The sequence below is a fragment of the Streptomyces sp. NBC_01622 genome, from assembly GCF_045209635.1.
Taxonomy (GTDB): domain Bacteria; phylum Actinomycetota; class Actinomycetes; order Streptomycetales; family Streptomycetaceae; genus Streptomyces.
Genome location: NZ_CP109293.1, coordinates 7,022,628 through 7,043,328, shown reverse-complemented (window position 1 = coordinate 7,043,328; position 20,701 = coordinate 7,022,628). Strand labels below are relative to the sequence as shown.

The 20,701-nt window shown below is 65.0% G+C and carries 17 protein-coding genes and 2 pseudogenes; 11 read left to right on the top strand and 8 right to left on the bottom strand.

The genetic code is table 11. The features are described from left to right. Positions 1–14: 14 nt before the first annotated feature. From OH768_RS32500 to OH768_RS32485, 4 genes are all read left to right on the top strand, one after another. Entirely contained in the window at positions 15–1,199 is a 1,185-nt protein-coding gene (locus OH768_RS32500; RefSeq protein ID WP_406459499.1) for an MFS transporter, read from the top strand. A gap of 165 nt (positions 1,200–1,364) precedes the next feature. Continuing rightward, entirely contained in the window at positions 1,365–2,375 is a 1,011-nt protein-coding gene (locus tag OH768_RS32495) for an SEC-C domain-containing protein (RefSeq protein ID WP_406459498.1), read from the top strand. Positions 2,376–2,384: 9 nt separating this feature from the next. Then, positions 2,385–2,750 (top strand): ester cyclase, encoded by a 366-nt coding sequence (locus OH768_RS32490; RefSeq protein ID WP_406459497.1) that lies wholly within the window; start codon positions 2,385–2,387, stop codon positions 2,748–2,750. A gap of 90 nt (positions 2,751–2,840) precedes the next feature. Beyond that, positions 2,841–3,263, top strand: coding sequence for a very short patch repair endonuclease (locus OH768_RS32485; protein WP_406465537.1), 423 nt, complete (start codon positions 2,841–2,843; stop codon positions 3,261–3,263). 19 nt (positions 3,264–3,282) lie between these two features. Here the strand turns inward: OH768_RS32485 and OH768_RS32480 are convergent, their stop codons facing one another. Then, the gene (locus tag OH768_RS32480) at positions 3,283–3,798 is read right to left on the bottom strand and encodes a YDG/SRA domain-containing protein (protein WP_406459496.1); all 516 of its coding nucleotides are present in this window, start codon (positions 3,796–3,798) and stop codon (positions 3,283–3,285) included. Between the two features lie 157 nt (positions 3,799–3,955). Here OH768_RS32480 and OH768_RS32475 point away from each other — a divergent pair. Continuing rightward, a pseudogene (locus OH768_RS32475) lies at positions 3,956–7,117 on the top strand (DUF3427 domain-containing protein). Positions 7,118–8,102: 985 nt separating this feature from the next. On the opposite strand, the gene OH768_RS32470 reads toward OH768_RS32475, so the two are convergent. The 3 genes from OH768_RS32470 to OH768_RS32460 all read right to left on the bottom strand — a co-directional run bounded on the left by OH768_RS32470 (position 8,103) and on the right by OH768_RS32460 (position 11,000). Then, entirely contained in the window at positions 8,103–9,167 is a 1,065-nt protein-coding gene (locus tag OH768_RS32470; protein WP_406459495.1) for a DUF262 domain-containing protein, read from the bottom strand. Positions 9,168–9,571: 404 nt separating this feature from the next. Further along, positions 9,572–10,126: a class IV adenylate cyclase gene (cyaB, locus tag OH768_RS32465; protein WP_406459494.1), complete on the bottom strand. Its 555-nt coding sequence runs from the start codon at positions 10,124–10,126 to the stop codon at positions 9,572–9,574. A 22-nt stretch (positions 10,127–10,148) separates the two neighbouring features. After that, positions 10,149–11,000: a helix-turn-helix domain-containing protein gene (locus tag OH768_RS32460; RefSeq protein ID WP_406459493.1), complete on the bottom strand. Its 852-nt coding sequence runs from the start codon at positions 10,998–11,000 to the stop codon at positions 10,149–10,151. Between the two features lie 105 nt (positions 11,001–11,105). Between OH768_RS32460 and OH768_RS32455 the strand changes: the two genes are divergently transcribed. From OH768_RS32455 to OH768_RS32435, 5 genes and pseudogenes are all read left to right on the top strand, one after another. Then, positions 11,106–11,660 (top strand): hypothetical protein, encoded by a 555-nt coding sequence (locus tag OH768_RS32455; RefSeq protein WP_406459492.1) that lies wholly within the window; start codon positions 11,106–11,108, stop codon positions 11,658–11,660. A 141-nt stretch (positions 11,661–11,801) separates the two neighbouring features. Continuing rightward, complete coding sequence (locus tag OH768_RS32450) at positions 11,802–12,359, top strand: DUF6879 family protein (protein ID WP_406465535.1); 558 nt, start codon at positions 11,802–11,804, stop codon at positions 12,357–12,359. After that, complete coding sequence (locus OH768_RS32445) at positions 12,356–12,958, top strand: DUF5753 domain-containing protein (RefSeq protein WP_406459491.1); 603 nt, start codon at positions 12,356–12,358, stop codon at positions 12,956–12,958. Before OH768_RS32450 ends, OH768_RS32445 begins: the two co-directional genes overlap by 4 nt. Before the next feature lie 178 nt (positions 12,959–13,136). Then, positions 13,137–13,985: a hypothetical protein gene (locus OH768_RS32440; RefSeq protein ID WP_406459490.1), complete on the top strand. Its 849-nt coding sequence runs from the start codon at positions 13,137–13,139 to the stop codon at positions 13,983–13,985. Positions 13,986–14,310: 325 nt separating this feature from the next. Continuing rightward, positions 14,311–15,243 (top strand): annotated as a pseudogene (locus OH768_RS32435) (hydrolase); the annotation flags it as partial. 77 nt (positions 15,244–15,320) lie between these two features. Here the strand turns inward: OH768_RS32435 and OH768_RS32430 are convergent. Continuing rightward, positions 15,321–16,694, bottom strand: coding sequence for a HupE/UreJ family protein (locus OH768_RS32430; RefSeq protein ID WP_406459489.1), 1,374 nt, complete (start codon positions 16,692–16,694; stop codon positions 15,321–15,323). Then, on the bottom strand, positions 16,691–17,977 hold the full coding sequence (locus OH768_RS32425) for a DUF3500 domain-containing protein (RefSeq protein WP_406459488.1): 1,287 nt from the start codon (positions 17,975–17,977) through the stop codon (positions 16,691–16,693). Before OH768_RS32425 ends, OH768_RS32430 begins: the two co-directional genes overlap by 4 nt. Before the next feature lie 244 nt (positions 17,978–18,221). On the opposite strand from OH768_RS32425, the gene OH768_RS32420 reads away from it, so the two are divergent. Then, entirely contained in the window at positions 18,222–18,533 is a 312-nt protein-coding gene (locus OH768_RS32420) for a hypothetical protein (RefSeq protein WP_406459486.1), read from the top strand. Between the two features lie 162 nt (positions 18,534–18,695). Here the strand turns inward: OH768_RS32420 and OH768_RS32415 are convergent, their stop codons facing one another. Both OH768_RS32415 and OH768_RS32410 read right to left on the bottom strand, forming a co-directional pair. Continuing rightward, positions 18,696–19,118: a hypothetical protein gene (locus OH768_RS32415; protein ID WP_406459484.1), complete on the bottom strand. Its 423-nt coding sequence runs from the start codon at positions 19,116–19,118 to the stop codon at positions 18,696–18,698. A gap of 67 nt (positions 19,119–19,185) precedes the next feature. After that, a complete protein-coding gene (locus tag OH768_RS32410; protein WP_406459482.1) occupies positions 19,186–20,694 on the bottom strand; it encodes an MFS transporter in 1,509 nt (502 codons plus the stop codon). Positions 20,695–20,701 lie beyond the last annotated feature (7 nt).

The window sequence follows — 20,701 nt, the reverse complement described above, 5'->3', positions numbered from 1 at the left end:
ATGGCGGTGGACAGTTGGGCCTGCTGGCGCTGGCGCTCGGCGGTTTCGGAATCGGCCTGACCGAGTTCGTGATCGCCGGGCTGCTGCCCCAGGTCAGCCGCAGCCTGAACGTGTCGACGGCTGCCGCGGGTTGGCTGATCTCCGGCTACGCGCTGACGGTCGCGGTGGGCGCGATAGGAGTCACGGCGGCGACGGCAGGACTACCGCGAAAGCCGGTCCTGGTCGGCCTGGTAGCCCTGTTCGTCGCGGGCAACCTGCTCTGCGCGATCGCCCCGAACTACCCGACCATGCTCCTGGGCCGCGTGGTGGCGGCCCTCTGCCACGGCACGTTCTTCGGCATCGGTTCACTGGTAGCCCGCCGCCTGGTCCCACCGGAACGGGCCTCCCGAGCGGTCGCGATGATGTTCGCCGGCCTGACGGTGGCGAACGTGCTCGGTGTCCCGTTCGGCGCCCTCGTCGGCGAACGGTGGGGCTGGCGGGCGACGTTCTGGGCGATCACGGGGACGGGGGCGGTGGCGCTGGCGGCAATCGCGGTACTGGTCCCGGGCTGGGCGGGACGGGTGAGTGAGGGTGCAGGTCTGCGGACCCAGCTCCACGCCTTCCGCTCGACCCAGGTATGGCTGACCCTGACGGCCACGGCCCTCGGCTACGGCGGCATGTTCGGCGCGTTCAGCTACCTCGCGTACACCTTCACCGAGGTCACGGGCTTCTCCACGACGGACGTGGCCTGGCTCCTGGTGGTCTACGGCACGGGCCTGGTCGTAGGCAACATCGCGGGCGGGCGGGGCGCGGACCACAACAGGGACGTGACACTGATCGTCTCGCTGATCGGGCTCGCGGCGACGCTGACGGCGTTCGGCCTGCTGGCGAGCAGCCGCCCGGCGTCGGTGATCCTGGTCTTCCTGCTGGGCGCGTTCGGCTTCGCGACGGTCCCCGGGATGATCACGCGAGTCACGGACGCGGCGGGCGGCGTACCGCTGGCGGCCAGTGCGAACGTCTCCGCGTCGAATGTGGGGAACGCGGTGGGGGCATGGCTCGGGGGCTTGGTGATCAGCGCGGGGTGGGGGTATTCGGCTCCGTTGTTCGTGGGGGCGGGGATTGTGGGGGTGGGGGTGGGGGTCATGGGATGGGCGGCGGGGGCGGTGAGGTCGGCAGGGGCCACGGCGACGGCAGAGGACGGGGTGGCGCAGCGGTCGTAAACCTGCTGGAAGCCCGGGAGCTACCCGGCGTTCCCAGTGGCCCGACCTCTCCACGTCTGCCGCACGTCCGTCTCACACCGGTCCCACGCCTCTCTCACTGGCCGACCTGCGGATATCTCTCCCCTTGCCTCCATCTGCGTCGGCATCGGCAGTACCGTGTCGTTCATGCGCCCCGACACGCCCGCCGAGAACGTCGACCACCCCGCCGAAGCGGCCCGCCTGGAGCGGACGGCCGCCCGCTACCCCGAGGACGCCGAAGCCCTGCTCCTCCAGGCCGCGGCCCACCTGGAACTGGCCGGCGACCGCCCCGCCGCCACCGCGCTCTACGACCGCCTGCTGTCGTCGCCGGACAACCTGGAAACCCCTCACCTGGTACGAGCCCTCAAGGCCTCGAACCTCTGGGAGTACGGCCACGAGGCCGAGGCCAGGGCGATCATCGACGGTGTCCGGGCAGCGTCCCCGCGCGATCCCGCCCCCTGGGTGATCGTCGCGGAGTCCCTGGAGTCCCACGACGAGCTGGAGGCGGCGCAGGAGACGTTCACGGAGGGGGCGGTTCTGCTACTGACGGACGTCCCTGAACCGCCGTACTCGACGCATCCGTTGCTGTTCGGTCGACACCGGGTGCGGCGGATGCTGGGCGTGTCGCACGACGAGTGGGACACGCTGGCGGACACGTTGCATTCGTCGTCCGTCTCCTTGGACGAGCTGCACGACCCGAAGAGGGTGTGGTCACTGGGGTCGGACAACCCGGCGGAGCTCGAGGCCGAGATCTCGCGGCTACGGGCGGAGTTGGGGGCGTTCCGGGAGGCGCTGTCACGTCCGTTCCCGGTGGCTGTACTGCACTGGCCGGAGGGGGAGTTGGCGGAACTGGTGGGGGCGTATGCCTCGCTGGCCGTGGAGTATCCCTCGCACGAGGAGCACCTCGCGACGATAGAGGGGTCACTGCGGGAGCTGGCCGCTTCAGGCACCCCGAACCTCGGGATCGTGACGGGGACGGTGCCTTCTTATGAGGCGTTCGCGGCGTCGGAGGGGGCTTCGCCGGGAGATGTTGATCTGTTGCCGCAGTATGCGACGACACTGGCGGCGAGGGGGCGGGCTGTGGTTTGGCCGCCTCAGCGGGGGGCTTCTTGTTGGTGTGGGTCGGGGCGGGCTTATGGGGAGTGTCACGGGGGCTGAGGGGCGAGCGTGACGACTGAACAACACACGTCCGCTGAACGCCAGTTGGTGCTCCGCTACTTCGAGATGTGGAACACCGGCGATTCGACTGTCGCCGGTGAGGTCCTTCATCCGGAGTGGCGGGACCACGCGCATCCGGAGATCACGGGGCCCGATGACGTTCGGCGGGCGATGGATCACGTCCGGGCCGCCCAGCCGGACTTGCGCTTCGACATCAGTGCGGTGCTGAGCGAAGGGGAACTGCTGGCTGCGGTTGGGGAGGTGAGCCGGGGAGCAGGTTCAGCGGCGACGGTGAGCGAGCTGATCTGGCTGATCCGTGTTCGGGGTGGCTTGCTAGCGGAGATGTGGACCTACCGGCGCGACGAACGGACGTGATCTGCGGCTCTCGACCCAACGCCTCAAGTACGCCGGCACAATACTTCCGTGCCAGATGCCGTCCCGTCCTCCCCTGCCGTGTCCGCCCGCATGAGCCGACAGACCTCCCGCGACACGGCCCCCGAGGTGGCGGTCCGACGCCTCCTACATGCCGAGGGCCTGCGGTACCGGGTGAACGTGCCGGTGCCTGGCATGCCACGTCGCACGATCGACATCGTCTTCCCGAAAGCCAAGATCGCGATCTTCATGGACGGTTGCTTCTGGCACGGCTGCCCGCTGCACGCGACGCAGCCCAAGTCGAACGCGGAGTGGTGGCGCAACAAGCTGGACAAGAACATGGTCCGCGACCGCGAGACGACCGAGCATCTGCGCGCCGCGGGGTGGTCAGTCCATCGATTCTGGGAACACGAGTCGGCCCAGGACATCGTTCAACGAATCGCCACCGGTGTGGCGAAGTCACGTACCAATGCGCCGCACAGCGACGAAATCCGGGCCCCTCGGCACTCAAGCTGAAAACGAACCTCGCAGGTCACTATTCCTGAAGTTCGTCAGGCAGTCGCTCCAGATCGAACTGGCAAATCTCAATCTTGGAGCCATCAGGTGCAGGCGACTTGGACACGGCCGTGCGAACAGCGGTGATCTGATACAAGCCGTCATACCTGTAGTCATCGGGTAGCGAATAGCGCGAATCGCCGCGATAGCCACGAATGACACGAACCGGATGACCGCGTTCATAACTGCGCTTCAGAGCCGCGTTGTCCCGGTACGTCCATGACTGACTACGCAAAAGACTCTTGGTCTTCTCATCCTTGTCTTTGTCAGGAGAGGCACCCGTGTACCGCACCCATGTCCAGTGATCCTCGTCGTCCTCGTACCCACCGTTCAGGACGATGGCATCGCCGACCTCACTGCCGTCCTCATCCCTGAGCCACGAGATGCCCTTCTGGTTGGTTCGGTGCAGCTTGGCGCGCATCACATCCAACCGCCGGTGGAAGACCGCTCCCACATCGACACCTTCGACACGACCGACAACTCGTTCGATTTCCACGACTCCATATTGGATCGAGCTCGATCACTCGTGTCAAACATGATTTCGAAGTTGATCACTTTTGCCGCAAGGGCACTCTCGACCAGACCCTGACCGTCCGACGCCAGAGCCCTCTGTTAGACATGAGCGCAACTGTCTGCCGATCGGGGGAGCCGGCGTGTCCGAGCCACGGGGTGTTGCGCAACCGTCTACCGGCCTCTACGAGGAGCTCATCACTCTCCGGTTCGCACAACAGTTGAAGGAGCTCGCAGCCCTCGGCTGGCACCCGGTGACCGACCCAGTGGGAACCGAATCCGTGCCTCACGTCCTGACACGGCACGTTGCCCAAACAGTCCGACGCGTGCTGCAACACCTACCGGCCGACGAGCGGGTACACGCCGCCAATCACATCCTGGAGTCCATCAGCACCCTTGAAGGTGCCCAGGAGTGGGTCGACCTCGTGGCTGATGGCCCTCGCCAACTCCTCGCGCTGACAAGGCAAGAGGCGCCAGGCGTCTTTGCCGTCCGCCCGGGCATTCCCCTCTCCGACACCGCCCTCATCACCAACTCGCCGGAGGACCCCAGTCTCGGCTTCGAGCTGCGCGCCGAACTCGCCACCGCCGACCATGTGGAGCTGCTCTGCGCCTTCGTGAAGTGGCACGGCCTGCGCATCATCGAGCAGTCTCTGAAGGCTGCACGCGACCGAGGCGTGCCGATACGAGTCATCACCACCACCTACATCGGCGCGACCGAGCGGCGTGCGTTGGACCGCTTGGTGCAGGACTTCAATGCACAGGTCAAGGTCAACTACGAGACGCGATCGACACGTCTGCACGCCAAAGCCTGGCTGTTCCGTCGCAACAGCGGCTACGACACGGGATAGGTAGGCAGCTCCAACCTCTCCAAGGCGGCGCTCCTCGACGGCTTGGAATGGAATGTTCGACTGTCCTCTGTCGCCACGCCCGACGTCATGCGGAAGTTCGCGGCGACTTTCGAGGCGTACTGGAACGATCCGTCCTTCGAGACGTACGATCCCGACGCTGACGGGCCACGCCTCCAGGAGGCACTCGCCGTCGCAGGAGGCACCTCTTCGACTGCCGCCAAAGACCGCGGGATCACCCTGTCCGGTCTCGAGGTACGACCGTATCCGCACCAGCGCGACATGCTGGAGCGACTCGAGGTCGAGCGCGAGGTGCACGACAGGCACCGGAATCTGCTTGTAGCGGCGACAGGCACCGGCAAGACGGTGATGGCGGCACTCGACTATAAGCAGCTCCGGAAGAAGCACGGCCGCGACTTGCGCCTGCTGTTCGTCGCGCACCGCAAGGAGATCTTGCAGCAATCTCTGCGGACGTACCAAGACGTGTTGATGGACGCGAACTTCGGAGAGTCGCTGCACAGCGGTGAGATCCCGGAACGCTGGACTCATGTGTTCGCCAGCGTCCAGTCGCTCAACGCACGAGCACTCGACCGCTTGCCCCGTGATCACTTCGACGTGATCGTGATCGACGAGTTCCACCACGGGACTTCACCGACATACCGGAAAATCCTTGACCACTTCCAGCCGCTTGAGTTGCTCGGGCTCACCGCGACGCCCGAGCGCATGGACGGCAAGAACATCCAGGACGAGTTCTTCGACGGTCGTATCGCCGCCGAGATGCGACTGTGGGAAGCACTGGAGAACGAACTCCTCAGCCCTTTCCACTACTTCGGTATCAGTGACACCACCGATCTGAGCACGGTGGAGTGGAAGCGCGGAGCGTATGACGCAAGCGCTTTGAGCAACGTACTCACCGGGAACACCGCACGAGCACGGCTGGTCGTGAAGGCCGTCAGGGACAAGGTCACCGACCCTGGGGCGATGCGGGCGCTGGGTTTCTGTGTCTCGGTTGCGCACGCACACTCCATGGCCGAGACCTTCCGGACGGCCGGCCTCAATGCCGTAGCACTGTCTGGGGGATCGTCTACCGAAGAACGTGGACAGGCACTGGCAGACCTCAGGTCAGGGGCGCTGCAAGTGATCTTCTCGGTGGACCTCTTCAACGAGGGGCTCGACATCCCCGACGTGGATACGTTGCTCCTCCTGCGCCCCACCTCCAGCGCGACCGTCTTCCTTCAGCAACTCGGCCGAGGCCTGCGCCGCACCGAGGACAAGGCCGTGCTCACGGTGCTGGACTTCATTGGGCAGCACCGCAAGGAGTTCCGCTTCGAGAACCAGTTCCGGGCGCTCACCAACCTCACCCGAAAGCGGCTCCTGGACAACATCGAGCACGACTTCCCCCAGCTGCCGTCCGGCTGCCAGATCATCCTTGAGGAGAAGGCGAAGAACATCATCATCGCCAACATCAAGGACCAGATCGGTGTCAACGTCACGGTGCTGGCGCGCGAGGTCGCCGACTACGCCGAGCCGAAGCTCAGTCGGTATCTGCACGAGAGCGGTCGCGAGTTGAAGGAGCTCTACCGAGGCAACGGCAACTCTTGGACCGGGTTGCTGCGCCGCTCCGGCCTACTTCAAGGTGAGCCGCCGGAAGGTGAAGCCAACCTCCTCAAGCGCGCATCCGCCTTTCTCCAGGTGGACGACCCGCTGCGGGTAACCGCGTACACGCGGATGCTGGCGGACGACGCTCCCTCCTACGGCGACCTCGACGAGCAAGGGCAGGCGTATGCCCGCATGCTCTTCTTCCAGCTGTGGCCGCTAGGTGGCGTCACTCGCAAGGGCTTCGCAGACTACGATGCCGGATTCACAACTCTGCGCGAGCAGCGGGCAGTTCGCAGTGAGCTGCGCCAGGTTCTGGAGTACAACCTTGCGCACACGGAGCACGTCCCGATCCCTCTTCTGGGCATTGGCGGGCAGAACGGCGTTCCGCTGACCGTGCATGCCTCGTACAGCCGCGAAGAGATCCTCCCTGCCCTTGGCCAGTCCTACATCGGCGGCTTCATGCCGGGCGACTTCCGTGAGGGCGTGAAGTGGTGCGAGTCGATCAAGACCGACGCACTCCTCATCACTCTGGAGAAGGACGAGAAGGACTTCTCTCCACAAACCCGCTACCACGACTACGCGTTGAGCGAGACTCTTTTCCACTGGGAGTCCCAGAATCAGACGTCGGCCACTTCTCCCACAGGTCTGCGCTACCGGAATCACGTAAGCGAGGGCAGCCATGTCCTGCTCTTCGTGCGCCGCTACAAAAGCACGGACATCGGGAGCGCCCAACCGTGGATGCTGCTCGGTCCTGCCGAGTTCGACGGCGCTACAGGAAGCAAGCCGATGGCGATCAAGTGGAAGCTCAAGCACGCGCTACCGGCGGATGTTTGGACGTACTCAGCGATCGCCGCTGGGTGAAGTGGTCTTCAAACCTGAGCGGCACGACCCTTGACGGCCCCGGAGGGGACCGCCCCGCAAAAGTGTGACGCTTGAGCACCAAGCGTCACACTCCCCGTACAGCAGGGGTAGCGGGACAGAGTGCGTCGAGTGAGCGCGCACCGAGACCGGAGCCTTCATACGCGACTCCAAGCAAGCTTGCGGATCTGCCGTGGCGGTAGCAACTCGGGCGTGGGGCACCTTCATCAGAGCGTTGGAGCGAGGCGTTATGCGAGTCATAAGAGGCTGCAGACATCAACTGAAAGCACGACCAAGCCCCTGCACGCCTCTTCAGGCCCGCCTATTCACCGAGTGGCAAATTCGGCCATATCAAGCAAATCAAATACCCAAGACTCAAAAAGCTTAATACCGCCCGCAACTGGCGAATCCAGCAGTTGAAGGACATTAGACGCTCCATATGTCGACATCAAAGGCGACATTCTTGCTCCAGCACTCTTTCCCCGATGTGCAATATAATTGCGTACCGATTGCACTTCTTTCGGAGGTGAGGCATTGGCTTGCACTCCAACACTGGGTGACACCGTGCTATGGATAGTCGAAACACCGATAGCGGCTGCAATAGTTGCCCTATTAGGGACATCTAACACGGACGCCGCATCAATCGTTGCTGCGGGTATAAACCAGGTCGGCTCTCCGAACGATTTCGAGGAGATCGCCGAAAGGTTTGCACTCAAGAACTGTAGCGCTTCACTCTGATTTCTCCCTATCGCTGGACGAAGCACTTGACCTGAACGGGTTTCGAACCGATGGTAGGAACTTCGCAATACCAGATTCTTGCAGAATCGGTTCCAGGCGTCGTGTAGCGCAATTACAGCCCCTTCGCGCGCAACTCGATGCGCTCCAATTCCGAATTCATTTCGATCGCCACGAGCAGGCACAGAGAAAGATGCGAGAATCTCTTCACATTCGACCCTGAAGGCGATGTACGGGACCGAAAGACTCAGCACTAACGCTCCATGCTGTCTGCGACTATGGCCTCGCAAAATACCTTAAAGCGCTCGCGACGGCTGGCGATCCTTTGAGTCGAAGACTTTGATGCCGCATAAAACCGCTCATAGTTCCTGGGCGGCTCCTCAGCCTTGAGTACTTCATTCAGAAAAGTCAGATTGGCCGTGAACCGATCGACAGCCCCATTCAAGCCATCGCCCCGGTTAGGCATGACTTCACCAATATCACCCGCCGGCAGACCATACTTCACATGCGCCAACGCCGCGAAAATCATCAAAGCCTGAGGCCTCTTGACGATCGGCTCATTAGCGAAGCTTGGCACCACTCGCTCGAACATGATTGAAAGGATCTGATCGACGTGATCTTCGACCAATTCCTGTTCGGGGAAGTTACTCTTCTTTCGCTCATAAAGGCGATTGATCTTGTCTTCGCCGCCATCGGTAACACCTTGGAGGAGAATTCCATACATCTCCGCCATAAGTGAATACCCGATCATCCGGACCTGATCTCGCTTGCCCAAGATTCCCAGATCCCAAAGATCAGTCCATTTGCGAGACTTTTCCTGCACTGACCAACTGAACTCTGTATCGAACTTGGCATTCCGGAGCTCAGCAGCATTTACCGGGACAGCATAGCTGTTAATCCGAGCGAACACTTCAAGAACATCACTATCGGAGGCGTTGATCAATTGTTCGGCGGTGATCTTGTACGCCAAGAACTTATCTTGAACCTCACCCGGGAGGCTGGCATAATCTGACCCACGATAGCTCTTCGATCGGATCCCGAGCTTAAATTTTCCGGCAGCGAAATCTATAATTGTCCGTAGGCGTTGTTGCCCGTCTACTACTTCGCGGAAAATTCGGTGTGAAGTACGGTCAATGTGCGTACGCATCAGAACTTTAGGAATCGGATAGCCGTGCAAGATGGTGTCAATTAGGTAAGTACGCGCAGTCGTTGTCCAGACTGGCCCCCGCTGGAAGCTCGGATTCAGGACGAGTTCCTTCTCGTTGTTCCACTTGATGAAATCTGCGACAGGATAGTGCTCAGGGCTAGACTGGTCCATTAAAATCCTCGCTACTCATTGCAGATCTGGGGATTGATCATATATCTACTGCGGGTGTCTGTCTGGAACTTGGTGGTGTCGCGTGCCTCGGTCCAGATCGACTCCACGGCGTAGCTGGCCGACCGTTCGCCCACCCGCGCGCTACACCATTTCGTTTCGTCCATGGTTCCTTGGTCAAACTTGCAGACGCCTATGTGATATCAGAGGCCTCGGCCAACACAGTCTCCGAGCCAGCAAAGTGAACTGCGTATCAGCATCCCAAGACGCTCGAACGTAAACCGACCGCGACCGTACGTCAACGGCGCTCAACCTTGCGGTGAAGCTCCGCTGCCAGCCCTCGAAGGTCCCCCTACTCCAAAACGGCAGAAGATCCCGACCGCAGCCACCCTGGCCGCGTTCCTAGGTCAGCGACGTCGTGCCGCCACTGCTCCTGTGTAGGTCTCACGCGTCATCTCCTCGGGCTCAATGCCCAAATCGGTGAAGACGGCGCGAATGTCGTCCAGAGCCGCCGCCACGTCACCCTCATCGACGAGCGTCTCCACCTCAAGGAACGTCCCGTCGAGCTCGGGCACGCGCACGACCGTGGCCAGCATCCGCCGGCCGAACGCCTCGAACTCGTAGTTCCGGCAGCGTTTCTCGAACTCGATGACCTTGATATGGCCGAGGCCGCACAGGATGGCGTGGGCTGCGTCTGCGTCTTCGACGGAAGTCTCGTACTCGGGCTTGGACCCTGAGTCCTCATCGACCGCGGCCCCCTTGAAGGTGAGTACCGTCCGCGTACTCTCCGTGCCCCGCACCGTTCGGACACGCAACTCCTGGTCCGCCTTCTCCAACGAGCCATCAGGACGGTCGTAGTACGTGTCCTGGTACACCTCAACGCGAGCCGTGGCGCGCTCATCGAGCTGCCGTGTGACCGTGTCGGGTGAGAGAACCCGTGCCTTCAACTCCGCTTCGATCACGAACCGTTCCTCTCTTTCCTGGTCACACCGTGCGCTCAGCACCATCGATGACCGCCTCGAACATCCTGCGGAAGCCGCGGAACAGGGGACCGTGCGGTGTCTCCATGACCTTGTACGTCGCCGATTCATGGCCTTCCCACCCCGCGTCGAAGGCACCGACGAACAGCGTCGAGTCTGTGCGAATCAGCCGCCAGGTAGGCAGCATGCGGTACCGCCACACGCTGATGTCGCACGAGTCGGACAGCTCCCGCAACCGCGCTTCGGCCAATCGCACACCTCCGGCGAGGGATTCTGCGGATTCCCCGATCTCCGCCGCCCGCTGAGCCAGGGCGTCACTGTCCGGATCAAGGAGCGCGACCCGCACCTGTAAACCCTTACCGCCCTGCTCGCCCGGCAAGAGGGCTCGCAGCAGACTGTCGTTCAGCCCGATCAGGCCGAGGCCGCGCACGGCCAGTACATCCAACTCCTGTGCCTCGCGTGCCTGTTGTTGAATCTCCTCTGCCGCCGAATTCTGCGCGGCGTACACGCGCACGACTTCAGGAAAAGCCGCCAGGTCGAACGCGGCACCGCCAGAACGCTTCTCCCTGCTCGCGGCCAAGCCGAGGAGGTGGCGTGCGTCATCAGGCATCCGTAGGCCGTCCGCGATGCGCTCGTAGACATCCAGCCGGGACACTTCGCGGCGACCGTTGATGATCTCGTTGACACGGGCTTGCGTCATCCCTGTTGCCGCTGCGATACGGGACTGACTGGCACCCGCGTACTGCTGCACGTGCCGAAACACTGCGCCCATGCTCCGCGCGCGCAGAGCTTGTCTGACATCGGCACGCTCCCATGCCCAGTCCGGCAGTTCGATCGGCACGAGCGGCGTGGCCATTGCTGCTCAACCCCCCTTATCCACAGGCGAGATAGGAATCCATCCCACGGTGAGATTACCGGGCGGGTATCGATTCACCACCGTCCGTCACCCGATGGTGACTTCATGAACACCCCCACTCTGGACTGGATGCCTGCCGGCTGCTCGATGTCACTGCTCCCCGTCGGCAAGTGGTGGGACGCTGTCAAGGTCCCGCGCACCATCGCGTTGGAAGCGCTCGGACGGCTGCGTGGAGACACCGGAGCCGTCATCGAGGATTCATGGACCAGCGTGTACTACTGGCTCGTGCCCACCGAGGGAGCCTCCTCCTGGGGGATGCCCGAGGCGTCGAGGATCACTGTGCTCGGCGACACCGCTCACCTCGTCGTACCCGGACCGCAATCCACAGCCGGACCTCGTTGGCATATCCAGCCCACCCTCAGCCGTCTGCTGACAGATCCCGAAAAGCTGCGCGCCGCTCTGACGCACGCGGCTGCCGCCGTCGCCGTCGCCAAGCAGACGTCCGACGAGGCGTACCAGGCACTCATGGCCCACTACAACTCGTGCCCCGGCTGCGCACACGGTGGCGAGCCATGCCGCGAGGAATGCACACATGCCATCGATCCATGCCCTCGGGGACGACATCTGCGGCAGGCCTGGGTAGAGGTTCGATGGTCCTGATCTGTTGCCGCTGCCAACTCGGCATCCGTCCCACCGAGCCGTACGACAGCCACGTCCACGACAGGGCCACCGGAGCGCCGTATGTGACATACAGCCACAGCGGTGCGTGCCCCGATAAGTACCCGAAGGAGGAGGTTGTTCGTGCTCTTGGCCGGTGAGGGCTGGCGGAAGACGTTCGACTCCATGCAACAGGAGGCGTGGCGCCTGGAGACTCTGCCCGTCTACCGCGTGCCGCAGGAGGAAGAGGCGATCCGGCGGTTCCTGGCCGGGGAGCCAGTATCGCGCGATGCGACTCGGCCCTGGTCTGACCGGGTCAAGGCGTATGCGGCCGGCGGTCGCCGGGTCGGGCGGGTACACATCGTGACCCAGCCCCTCACGGACTATCTCCGCTTCGAGTTCGAGTACTACCGCCACACCATCGAGGCCGGGGAAGCCGTTCGCATCTTTGATGTGACCGAGCGTCCCAACCCCCTTGCGGGAGTACGGGACTTCTGGATGTTCGACCGTTCTCGGATCGTGCTCATGCACTATGAGCGCGCCGGAACTCAGATCGGCCGGGAGGTGTACGAGGGCGCCCCTGAACCGTTCCAGGAGTATCAGCGGATCGCCCTCGCGGAGTCGGTTCCCTTTGAGGAGTACGTGACGTCCTTGGCGGCCGATCTTCGGTGTCCGGGGCAATCGGGAGGAGAGATCCAGTGACCAGTTCGACCCCATGGCAACAACGACTGTCCACCGGCACGGAAGACATCCAGGACGAGGTAATCGGCTGGTATCAGCAGACTCGGCACGGCAAGGCGTACGTTCCCAACATGATCTGGGGCACGCTCCAGACCGAGGAGTACGCGACCGTGATCCTGCGCCGCGTCGTCGACTTCCTCGGAGTTCCGGACGACGTACCGGCCGGCGTGGCCAAGCGCATGGAGCGGCAACAGGTCCTGTACGACGGTGAGCACCGCTATGACGTGGTCCTCGGCGAACAGGCCCTGTACACGAACGTAGGGGGCGGTCCGGTCATGTGCGAGCAGTTGGAGCGTCTCCTCCGGGAGATCGATCTACCCTCGCTCGACCTTGGGATTCTCCCCGCCACCGCCGAGTTCGGCATCGTGCCCATGCCCGGGTTCAACATGGGTGAGGACCGCGCCCACTACGAACTCGTCTCCTGCGGCGTGGACATCACCGCCGCCGATGAACTTGGCCTCCACCACAAGGCATTCGACGCCCTCAGCGGTGCGGCGTGCCACGGAGACTCGGCAAGGAGCCTGATCAACAAGGCCCTTGCCTTCTGGAGCAGCGCCTGATCGTCAGCGGCGTCGGCGAGAGGGGCTGCTGCCAACTCCCCAATCCCCACTGCCCCGTTACGCACTTATTGCACAAGAGATCTTCACCATTTCCGACCTGGGTCCATATGATGCGGAGATCAACAGGCCCGGCCAAGCGGAGACTTGGGCGGGCCTCTCGGGTTCCTGTGGGGGTTTCATGCGTATACGCGTTGCGGCCGGTGTCGTCTCCGGTGCTGTCGTTCTGTCCGCGCTCGCTCTTCCGGTTGCCGCTCAGGCGGCGGAGCGTAGGGGGGCCGCGGCGGAGGTAAGTTCCTTCGCCTCGAAGGCCGTTCAGCCCAGAGACTCCCTGGGCAACACCAAGTTCTCGCACGCCGTCATCAACGGGGGCAAGGACATCGTGCTCGGCACCACCGGCACGAAGTCCGTCACCGTCACGTACACCGCTACGGACGCTAGCGGTGTCGCCCTCACCGAGGCCTTCCTGTGGCAGGGGACCGACAGTTCGACCACTGCCGGGATCACCGGTGGGCTGGGGACGGACGACGACCCCGCCTGCACGGAGACGGCCACCCAGGGGACGTACACCTGCAAGGCCGTTTTCAACATCCACCCCGCCACCGACATGAAGGACAACGGTGTGGCCGGGACCTGGAAGCTGTTCCTGGGGGCCTGGGATCTGTACGCGAACGCCAGTTACAACGACGACGTCGCCACCGCCTCGATCAAGAAGGCCTCCACGCTGACCGCCAACGCCACGCCCGAGCCGGTCAAGAAGGGCAAGACCATCACGGTCACCGGCAAGCTCGCCCGCGCGAACTGGTCGACGGGCAAGTACGCGGGCTACGTGTCCCAGCCCGCGAAGCTGCAGTTCCGCAAGAAGGGCAGCAGCACCTACACCACCCTCAAGACGGTCAAGACCAACAGCACCGGCGTCCTGAAGACCACCACCAAGGCCACGGTCGACGGGTACTACCGCTACGTCTTCGCCGGTACCTCCACCACCGCCGCGGCGACAGCGCCCGGCGACTTCGTCGACGTGCGGTAAGCAATCCAGCAACACCGCGCGTCAGCGCTCCGGTGCCGGGTCGCCATGCATCACCGCGCCCGGCACCGCGCCCGGCACCGCGCCATTTTCCCCACGCCCGCTCCGCCAAGTAAGAGATCTACGTGAACCGCCGGGAGCCTCTCCCGCCGGTCCCGGTCCCGTGTGTACCGTCCTCCCTTGTGTTGATCGGTGATCACTCAACTACCGTTCTACGCGCGGAGATTCACCGCAGTTCACCGCAGTCGGCGACATCCGCAGCACCCGCACCCCCTGTTGACTCCACCCCCCACTCATGGAATCCCCCCACTTCACGGAGGTTCACCGGATGCTCAGTCTTGGCAAGTTCACGTCACGTCGTAGGCTCACCACCGCTCTCACCGTCCTCGGCCTGCTCGCCACCGGCGCCGTCGCCCAGGCCGCCACCGTCACCCCCGCCGCCGCGGCCACCACGCACCGCGTGCTGTTCGACGACGGGCACGCCGAGGAGGCCGGCAACGCCGACTGGATCATCTCCACGAGCAAGCCGGACCCGCTCGCCCAGGACTCCTCCCCCTCCTCCGACAAGGACTGGACCGGAGCCCTCTCCTCGTGGGGCATCGCGCTGCAGAAGACCGGTGACTACAGCCTCAAGACCGCCACCAGCGCGCTGACTTACGGGGGTTCGTCGGCGAACGACCTGTCGAACTTCGACACACTCGTGCTGCCCGAGCCGAACATCAAGTTCACGACGGCCGAGAAGACCGCCATCATGAACTTCGTGAAGGCCGGTGGCGGGCTGTTCATGATCTCCGACCACACCGGGTCCGACCGGAACAACGACGGGTACGACGCGGTCCAGATCCTCAACGACCTGATGACCAACAACAGCGTTGATTCCACTGACCCGTTCGGGTTCTCCATCGACTCGCTCAACATCAGTTCCGGCTACCCGGCCGCCATCAGCGACAGCAGCAACCCGGTACTGCACGGCTCCTTCGGCACCGTCACCAAGAGCCTGATCGCCAACGGCACCACCGCCACGATCAAGCCCGCCGACAACTCCGCCGCCAAGGGGCTGCTGTACCGCAGCGGTTACTCCGGCAACACCGGCGCCTTCTTCGCGACCAGCACCTTCGGGAGCGGCAAGGTCGCGTTCTGGGGCGACAGTTCGCCGGTCGACGACGGCACCGGGCAGTCCGGCAACACGCTCTACGACGGCTGGAACGACACCGGCGCCACCAACGCCGCCCTCGCCCTCAACGCAACCGAGTGGCTCTCCTCATAAGCCGCTGGGTACGGGTACGGGCCGGGGAAGCACACACCCCGGCCCGCATCAACTTCTACGTCACTACATCGCTACGTCGCTGTCCCCAACTCCGCCAGCCTGCCACCCCGTTGACGTTGGCGTTGGCGCGTGACCAGCGTCCAGCCGACCGCCACCACCGCCCCCACCCCAAGCACCGTCAACATCCCCGTCGTATGCGATCCCGCACTGTCCGCCGCCCTCGCCACCGGGTTGGGCAGCCCCAGGCGGTCCGCCAGCCAGCCGACGGCCGCCGTGGCCGTGATCAGCGCGCCGGTCACCCGCAGGGCGGGCTGTACCCGGAGGCGGGCCAGTACCAGCAGGGAGGGCAACGCCAGGCAGACCAGCAGGAGTTGGACCAGTTCGATGCCCAGGTTGAAGGCTAGGAGGCTGCTTGCCAACTGGCCTGTGGACAGGTGCATTTCGGCGAGGACGAAGGAGAACGCCATGCCGTGACCGAGGCCGAAGACGCCGGCCACGAGGGCTTCCTTGCCAGGGAAGAGCGGGCGGATCGCGTGGACCGCGCCCACGAGGATGCTCGCCGCGATGAACGCCTCGACCGGTCGGCCGGGGATCTGGAGGCGGGTCAGGGCGGAGGCGGCCAGCGCGGCCGAGTGGCCGACGGTGAACGCGAGAGTGATGCGGCCGATGCGTGTGAGCGCGGCGCGGGGGCCTGCCAGGCCGCCGTTCCAGCGGCCCCCGGCTGCCAACAGCGGTGCCGGCAGCAGCAGGATGAGCAGGAACAGGAGGTGGTCGGTGCCGGTGAGGATGTGGTTGGCGCCGAGTTGGAGCATGGCCACGAAGCCTCGCCACGCGCTGCCCTTGCCCAGGTCGACCGTCAGCGGCGGGACCTTCATATGGCGGACGTCGAGGCGGATGGTGCCCACCTGGGTGGCGCCGTCGCCGGTGACCCGGCCGACCGCCCAGTCCTGACGTACCGTCACCAGTGTGATGTGGGTGACTACTTGGTGCACGATCACGTCGTAGTCGAAGGTGAAGTGCCGTACGTCGGCGCCGGGTGGTGGAGTGAGTACGGCCTTGGCCACCAGCTCGCGGTAGGGGCCGGTGGAGGTCTGCTCGGTGCGGCTGAGGCTCAGGGCGCCGATCGCGACCTGCCATGCCTCGCCCTTGAGGGTGGTCGGGTGGATGTGTGCGGCGAGGTACGTGCGGATCGCCTTCGACTTGGCGGGGAGGGCCGTCGACTTGACGGTGGTGAGGTCGATGCCGCTTGCCGTCGCGAAGTCGCCCACCGGCAGGGCCAGTTGGGCGGTGACCGAGTCCTTGTACACGTCGAGCTGGACCACCGAGTGCGGCATCGGGTGCGCGGCGGCCGGCGACGCTCCGAGGAGGAGCGCCGCCGGTACCGCGATCGCGATCCCGGCCACCAGGCGAAGCGCTGTGGTCAGCCAAGTTCGCGGTCGGGTCATGAGAAGGTGAACTCGCTGCCGTAGTCGCGAGTGTGGTCGCGGTACACAGTGTGGTAATGGACCTTGCCCTGGAAGACGAGGCCGTTCTGGCAGACGAACTCGATCCACACGCCGGGGCCGTCGATGCGCACGTAGTCGCCCTGGGTGTCGAGGGCGGTGCCGCCGGAGTAGCCGACGTAGGTCTCGTTCAGCTCATGCGCGTACGTCTTCATGAGCTTCTTCGCGGTGGCGTCGTCCACGTTGGCGATCCAGGGGTGGATGGCCTTCAGGACCAGCTGCTGCTGCTTGGGCGACAGCGAGCTGACCTTGATGCCTTCCTTGGTCGCCGGGAACTGGCCGTCCTCACCCGGGCCGAGGAGTACGTCGCTGAACGACTCGGACAGCTTGGCCGTGGCCAGTTGCTCCGTGCTCAGGCTGCCGGTCAGCGCGAGCATGCCGTTGCGCTGCGCCTCCAGGGGCGAGTACGTGGTGCCGTCGTCGGCCGTCCAGCTGCTGGGCTCGACCCCGACGAAGAACGGGCTGGCGCCTGCCACCTTCCCCTTCTTGTAGGTCTGGTTCACGGCGAGGTGGTGGCCGCCGAAGTGCAGCTGCCAGGTGCCGGTCGTCGAAGGGGTGCCGAGGAACGCGAGGAAGTAGACGCCGCTGCCGTAGCCGCCCATTCCGCCGCCTCCGGTGCCGCCGGACGGCGGGGTACCCGTCGGGACGTCGGTCGGGGCGTCGGTGGCCGTCGAACTCGCGGACGGGTCGGCCGTGGCGGACGGGTCCGCCGAGGCCGTGCTCGACGCGGTGTCCGACTGCGCCGGACCCGCGGAGCTGGTGGCCTGTGCGGCGTTGAGCACGTCGTCGGCCTTGAGGATCTGCGTGATCTGGTCGTACCCGGTGCCCTTGCCGGTGCCCGTGGCCAGCTTCACCACCTTCATGGCGGCGGCCAGTTGAGTGTCCGTCAGTGAACCGAGCTGGATGCCGGGGCGGCAGGTCGAGCCGCAGGGGAGGTTCGACCACGCGGTCGCGTTCGCCTGCGAGAAGTCCAGCAGGACCTCCGCCTGCTGGTCGGCGTCCAGCGTGTTCAGGAACTCATTGGCCGCGCTGACCACGGCGCCCACGCCGGTGGCCTTCTTGTCGACCGGGCGCTTGACGCCCGCCGCCGATTTACCGGTCTGTGTGTCCGTCGAGGCATTCGCCACGGCGAAACCGCCGCCGACCAGCACAATTGCGGTGACGGCTCCGGCTATGCCGCGCCAGGTCCTTCTGGTGCGTACCAAACGGGTTCTGTCTCTGCTCACGAACGACTCCTTCGATTTCGGTAATTCCAGAGATTCCGCTCGTCAGCGGAGCGCCGACCGGCCGTTCGCGCGATTGTTGACAACATTATCGACGTTCTTACCGAAATCTCAATGGATCGTCACGTGGATAAAATAAGTTTCAGGTTCCACAGTAATGCGGCCTGAATTCAGAGAATTCACTTAAGCATTTGACAGGTTATGCTTGTCGCGCGAATAGGGTTTCCTGCTATCGGAGAGGCACATCATGGCCAAGGTCCCGAACGTCCCCAGCGCGGTGGTCGCCGCGAGCGGGCTCGTGGGCGGGTACGGCGTGGCCCGCTGGACGAAGAAGCGTCAACTGGGCGGGGCCGTACTGGCCGTTGCCGGGGCCGCAGCCGCGCAGCAGTGGCGGCAGCGGGTCGGCGGAAAGGCGGCGGGTGCTCTCACCGTCGCCTATGTCGCCGCGTTCGCCGGGTCACATCCCCTGGCCAAGAAGGTCGGCGCCTGGCCCGCGGTCCTCGGTGTCGCGGGCGCAGTCGCGGTCGCGTCCTGGGCGGTGGCGGACCGGCACGCCTGAGTCGGTCGGCGACACCGACGGACCCGGCAAAAGCGTGACACCCGGCGCCGAGGCGTCACGCTTTCGCGGAGAGGGTCCCCCTCCGGCGACCGCCGGAAAGGGTCGCGCCGCTCAAGTTCGAAGACCCGCGCTGTCACCAAGAAGCGCGTCCGCTACGGCAGTTCAGCAGCCGTGGGCCGACAGCACACCCTCCGCCGAGTCCTCCTCGCACGGGCGGAAACGTCGGCCCACCGCTGATGCCACCAGCACCCCCGCACCGATCACGAGCGTCGCGAACGCCCACTGCTGGGGCCATTCGGTCTCGTCAGGCCAGTTGGCATAGCCCCGCGGGTGGGTGACGTACATCAGGCCGGCCGGGGGCACCGCCACCAGCAGCACGGGCCAGGCCGGCTCGTCGCGGCGGCCGAGGTAGCCCGCCAGGAACAGCAGGAGCACCGCGAGGACCAGCACGCCCGGGACGGACGCCCCCGTCCAGGCGACGCACACGAAGTACGCCGCCGACGCGAGGGCGGCGCCGAGGGTGCGGGTCAGCCAGCGTTCCGGCCAGGGGCGGGTCCGCAGGGGGCTCAGCAGCTTCTCGGTCATACGTACGATGGTTCCCGCATCGGCAGGGGGCGCGACAGAGTACGCGTACTCAGATCCGCCCGCCCTCTCACGCCGGGCGCGCGGCGGCCCCCGCAGCACGCCCCGACCCCACCGCCGTCAACGGCGTGGCCACATCCTCCAACGACCGCCGCTCCGCCCGTACCGCCAGCACCGCCGCCACCAGCCCCGCCGCGCACATCAGCCCGGCCCCGATCTGGAACGCGAGCACCGTGTCGGCGACCTTGCCCGTGCCCGTGAGGTCCGCGAAGAGCAGCGGGCCGCTGATGCCGCCCGCGGCCGTGCCGAGGGCGTAGAAGAAGGCGATGGACATCGCCCGGGTCTCCATCGGGAAGATCTCCGAGACCGTCAGATACGCGCTGGACGCGCCCGCGGAGGCGAAGAACAGGACCGCGCACCAGCACGCCGTCAGTGTGGACGCGCTCAGCGAACCCCGGTCGAACAGCCAGGCCGTGCCGAAGAGAAGCAGCCCCGAGAGCAGGTACGTCGACGAGATCATCACCCGGCGGCCGACCATGTCGAAGAGCTTGCCGAGCAGGAGCGGGCCCATGAAGTTGCCCACGGCGATGACCGCGAAGTAGTAACCCGTGTTGCCCGTCGGCACGTTGAAGAACTTCGTCAGGATCGCGCCGAAGCCGAACGTGATCGCGTTGTACAGGAACGCCTGGCCGATGAAGAGGGAGAAGCCGAGCGTCGCGCGCTTGGGGTAGTCGTGGAAGATCGTGCGGGCGATCTCGGCGAACGAGACGCTCCTGCGTTGGTGGATGGTGATCTCGCCCTCGGCGGGCGGGAGTTCGTGGCCCTGTTCGGTCTCGATCCGGCGCTCGATCGAGGTCACCACCTCGTCCGCCTCCCGGTCCCGGCCGTGGATCAGCAGCCAGCGCGGGCTTTCCGGCACATGACGTCGTACGAGGAGGATCACCAGGGCGAGTACGGCGCCCAGCGCGAAGGTCAGCCGCCAGCCCACGTCCGCCGCGAAGAGGCTCGTGTTCAGCGCGACGATCGAGAGCAGCGAGCCGCCCACCGCGCCCACCCAGAAGCTGCCGTTGATGACGAGGCCGACGCGGCCCCGGCAGTAGGCCGGGATCAGTTCGTCGATCGCGGAGTTGATCGCCGCGTACTCGCCGCCGATGCCGAAGCCGGTGAGGAAGCGGAACGTGAAGAACCACCAGGTGGAGAAGGAGGCCGCGGTGAGGGCCGTCGCCGCGAGGTAGACGATCAGCGTGATCATGAAGAGTTTTTTACGGCCGTAGCGGTCGGTGAGGTGGCCCCAGAAGAGGGCGCCCGAGCAGGCGCCCGCCACATACAGGGCCGCCGCGATGCCGGTGACCTGGCCGGAGCTGATCGTCAGGCCGCTGCCGGGCTCGGAGAGGCGGCTCGATATGTTGCCGACGACCGTGACCTCCAGGCCGTCGAGGATCCATACGGTGCCGAGGCCGATGACGATCGTCCAGTGCCAGCGGGACCACGGGAGGCGGTCCAGGCGGGCGGGGATGGACGAGGTGATCGTCCGACCGGTCCCGGCCCGGGTGTCGGCACTCGCACTCGCACTCGCCATGGGGTCC

What these genes read in the sequence shown, in the direction of transcription:
- OH768_RS32495 (WP_406459498.1), top strand. Translation starts at nt 1,365, where the DNA reads ATGCGCCCCGACACGCCCGCCGAGAACGTCGACCACCCCGCCGAAGCG.
- OH768_RS32430 (WP_406459489.1), bottom strand. Translation starts at nt 16,694, where the DNA reads ATGACCCGACCGCGAACTTGGCTGACCACAGCGCTTCGCCTGGTGGCC.
- OH768_RS32485 (WP_406465537.1), top strand. Translation starts at nt 2,841, where the DNA reads ATGAGCCGACAGACCTCCCGCGACACGGCCCCCGAGGTGGCGGTCCGA.
- OH768_RS32460 (WP_406459493.1), bottom strand. Translation starts at nt 11,000, where the DNA reads ATGGCCACGCCGCTCGTGCCGATCGAACTGCCGGACTGGGCATGGGAG.
- OH768_RS32455 (WP_406459492.1), top strand. Translation starts at nt 11,106, where the DNA reads ATGAACACCCCCACTCTGGACTGGATGCCTGCCGGCTGCTCGATGTCA.
- OH768_RS32470 (WP_406459495.1), bottom strand. Translation starts at nt 9,167, where the DNA reads ATGGACCAGTCTAGCCCTGAGCACTATCCTGTCGCAGATTTCATCAAG.
- OH768_RS32415 (WP_406459484.1), bottom strand. Translation starts at nt 19,118, where the DNA reads ATGACCGAGAAGCTGCTGAGCCCCCTGCGGACCCGCCCCTGGCCGGAA.
- OH768_RS32410 (WP_406459482.1), bottom strand. Translation starts at nt 20,694, where the DNA reads ATGGCGAGTGCGAGTGCGAGTGCCGACACCCGGGCCGGGACCGGTCGG.
- OH768_RS32440 (WP_406459490.1), top strand. Translation starts at nt 13,137, where the DNA reads ATGCGTATACGCGTTGCGGCCGGTGTCGTCTCCGGTGCTGTCGTTCTG.
- OH768_RS32420 (WP_406459486.1), top strand. Translation starts at nt 18,222, where the DNA reads ATGGCCAAGGTCCCGAACGTCCCCAGCGCGGTGGTCGCCGCGAGCGGG.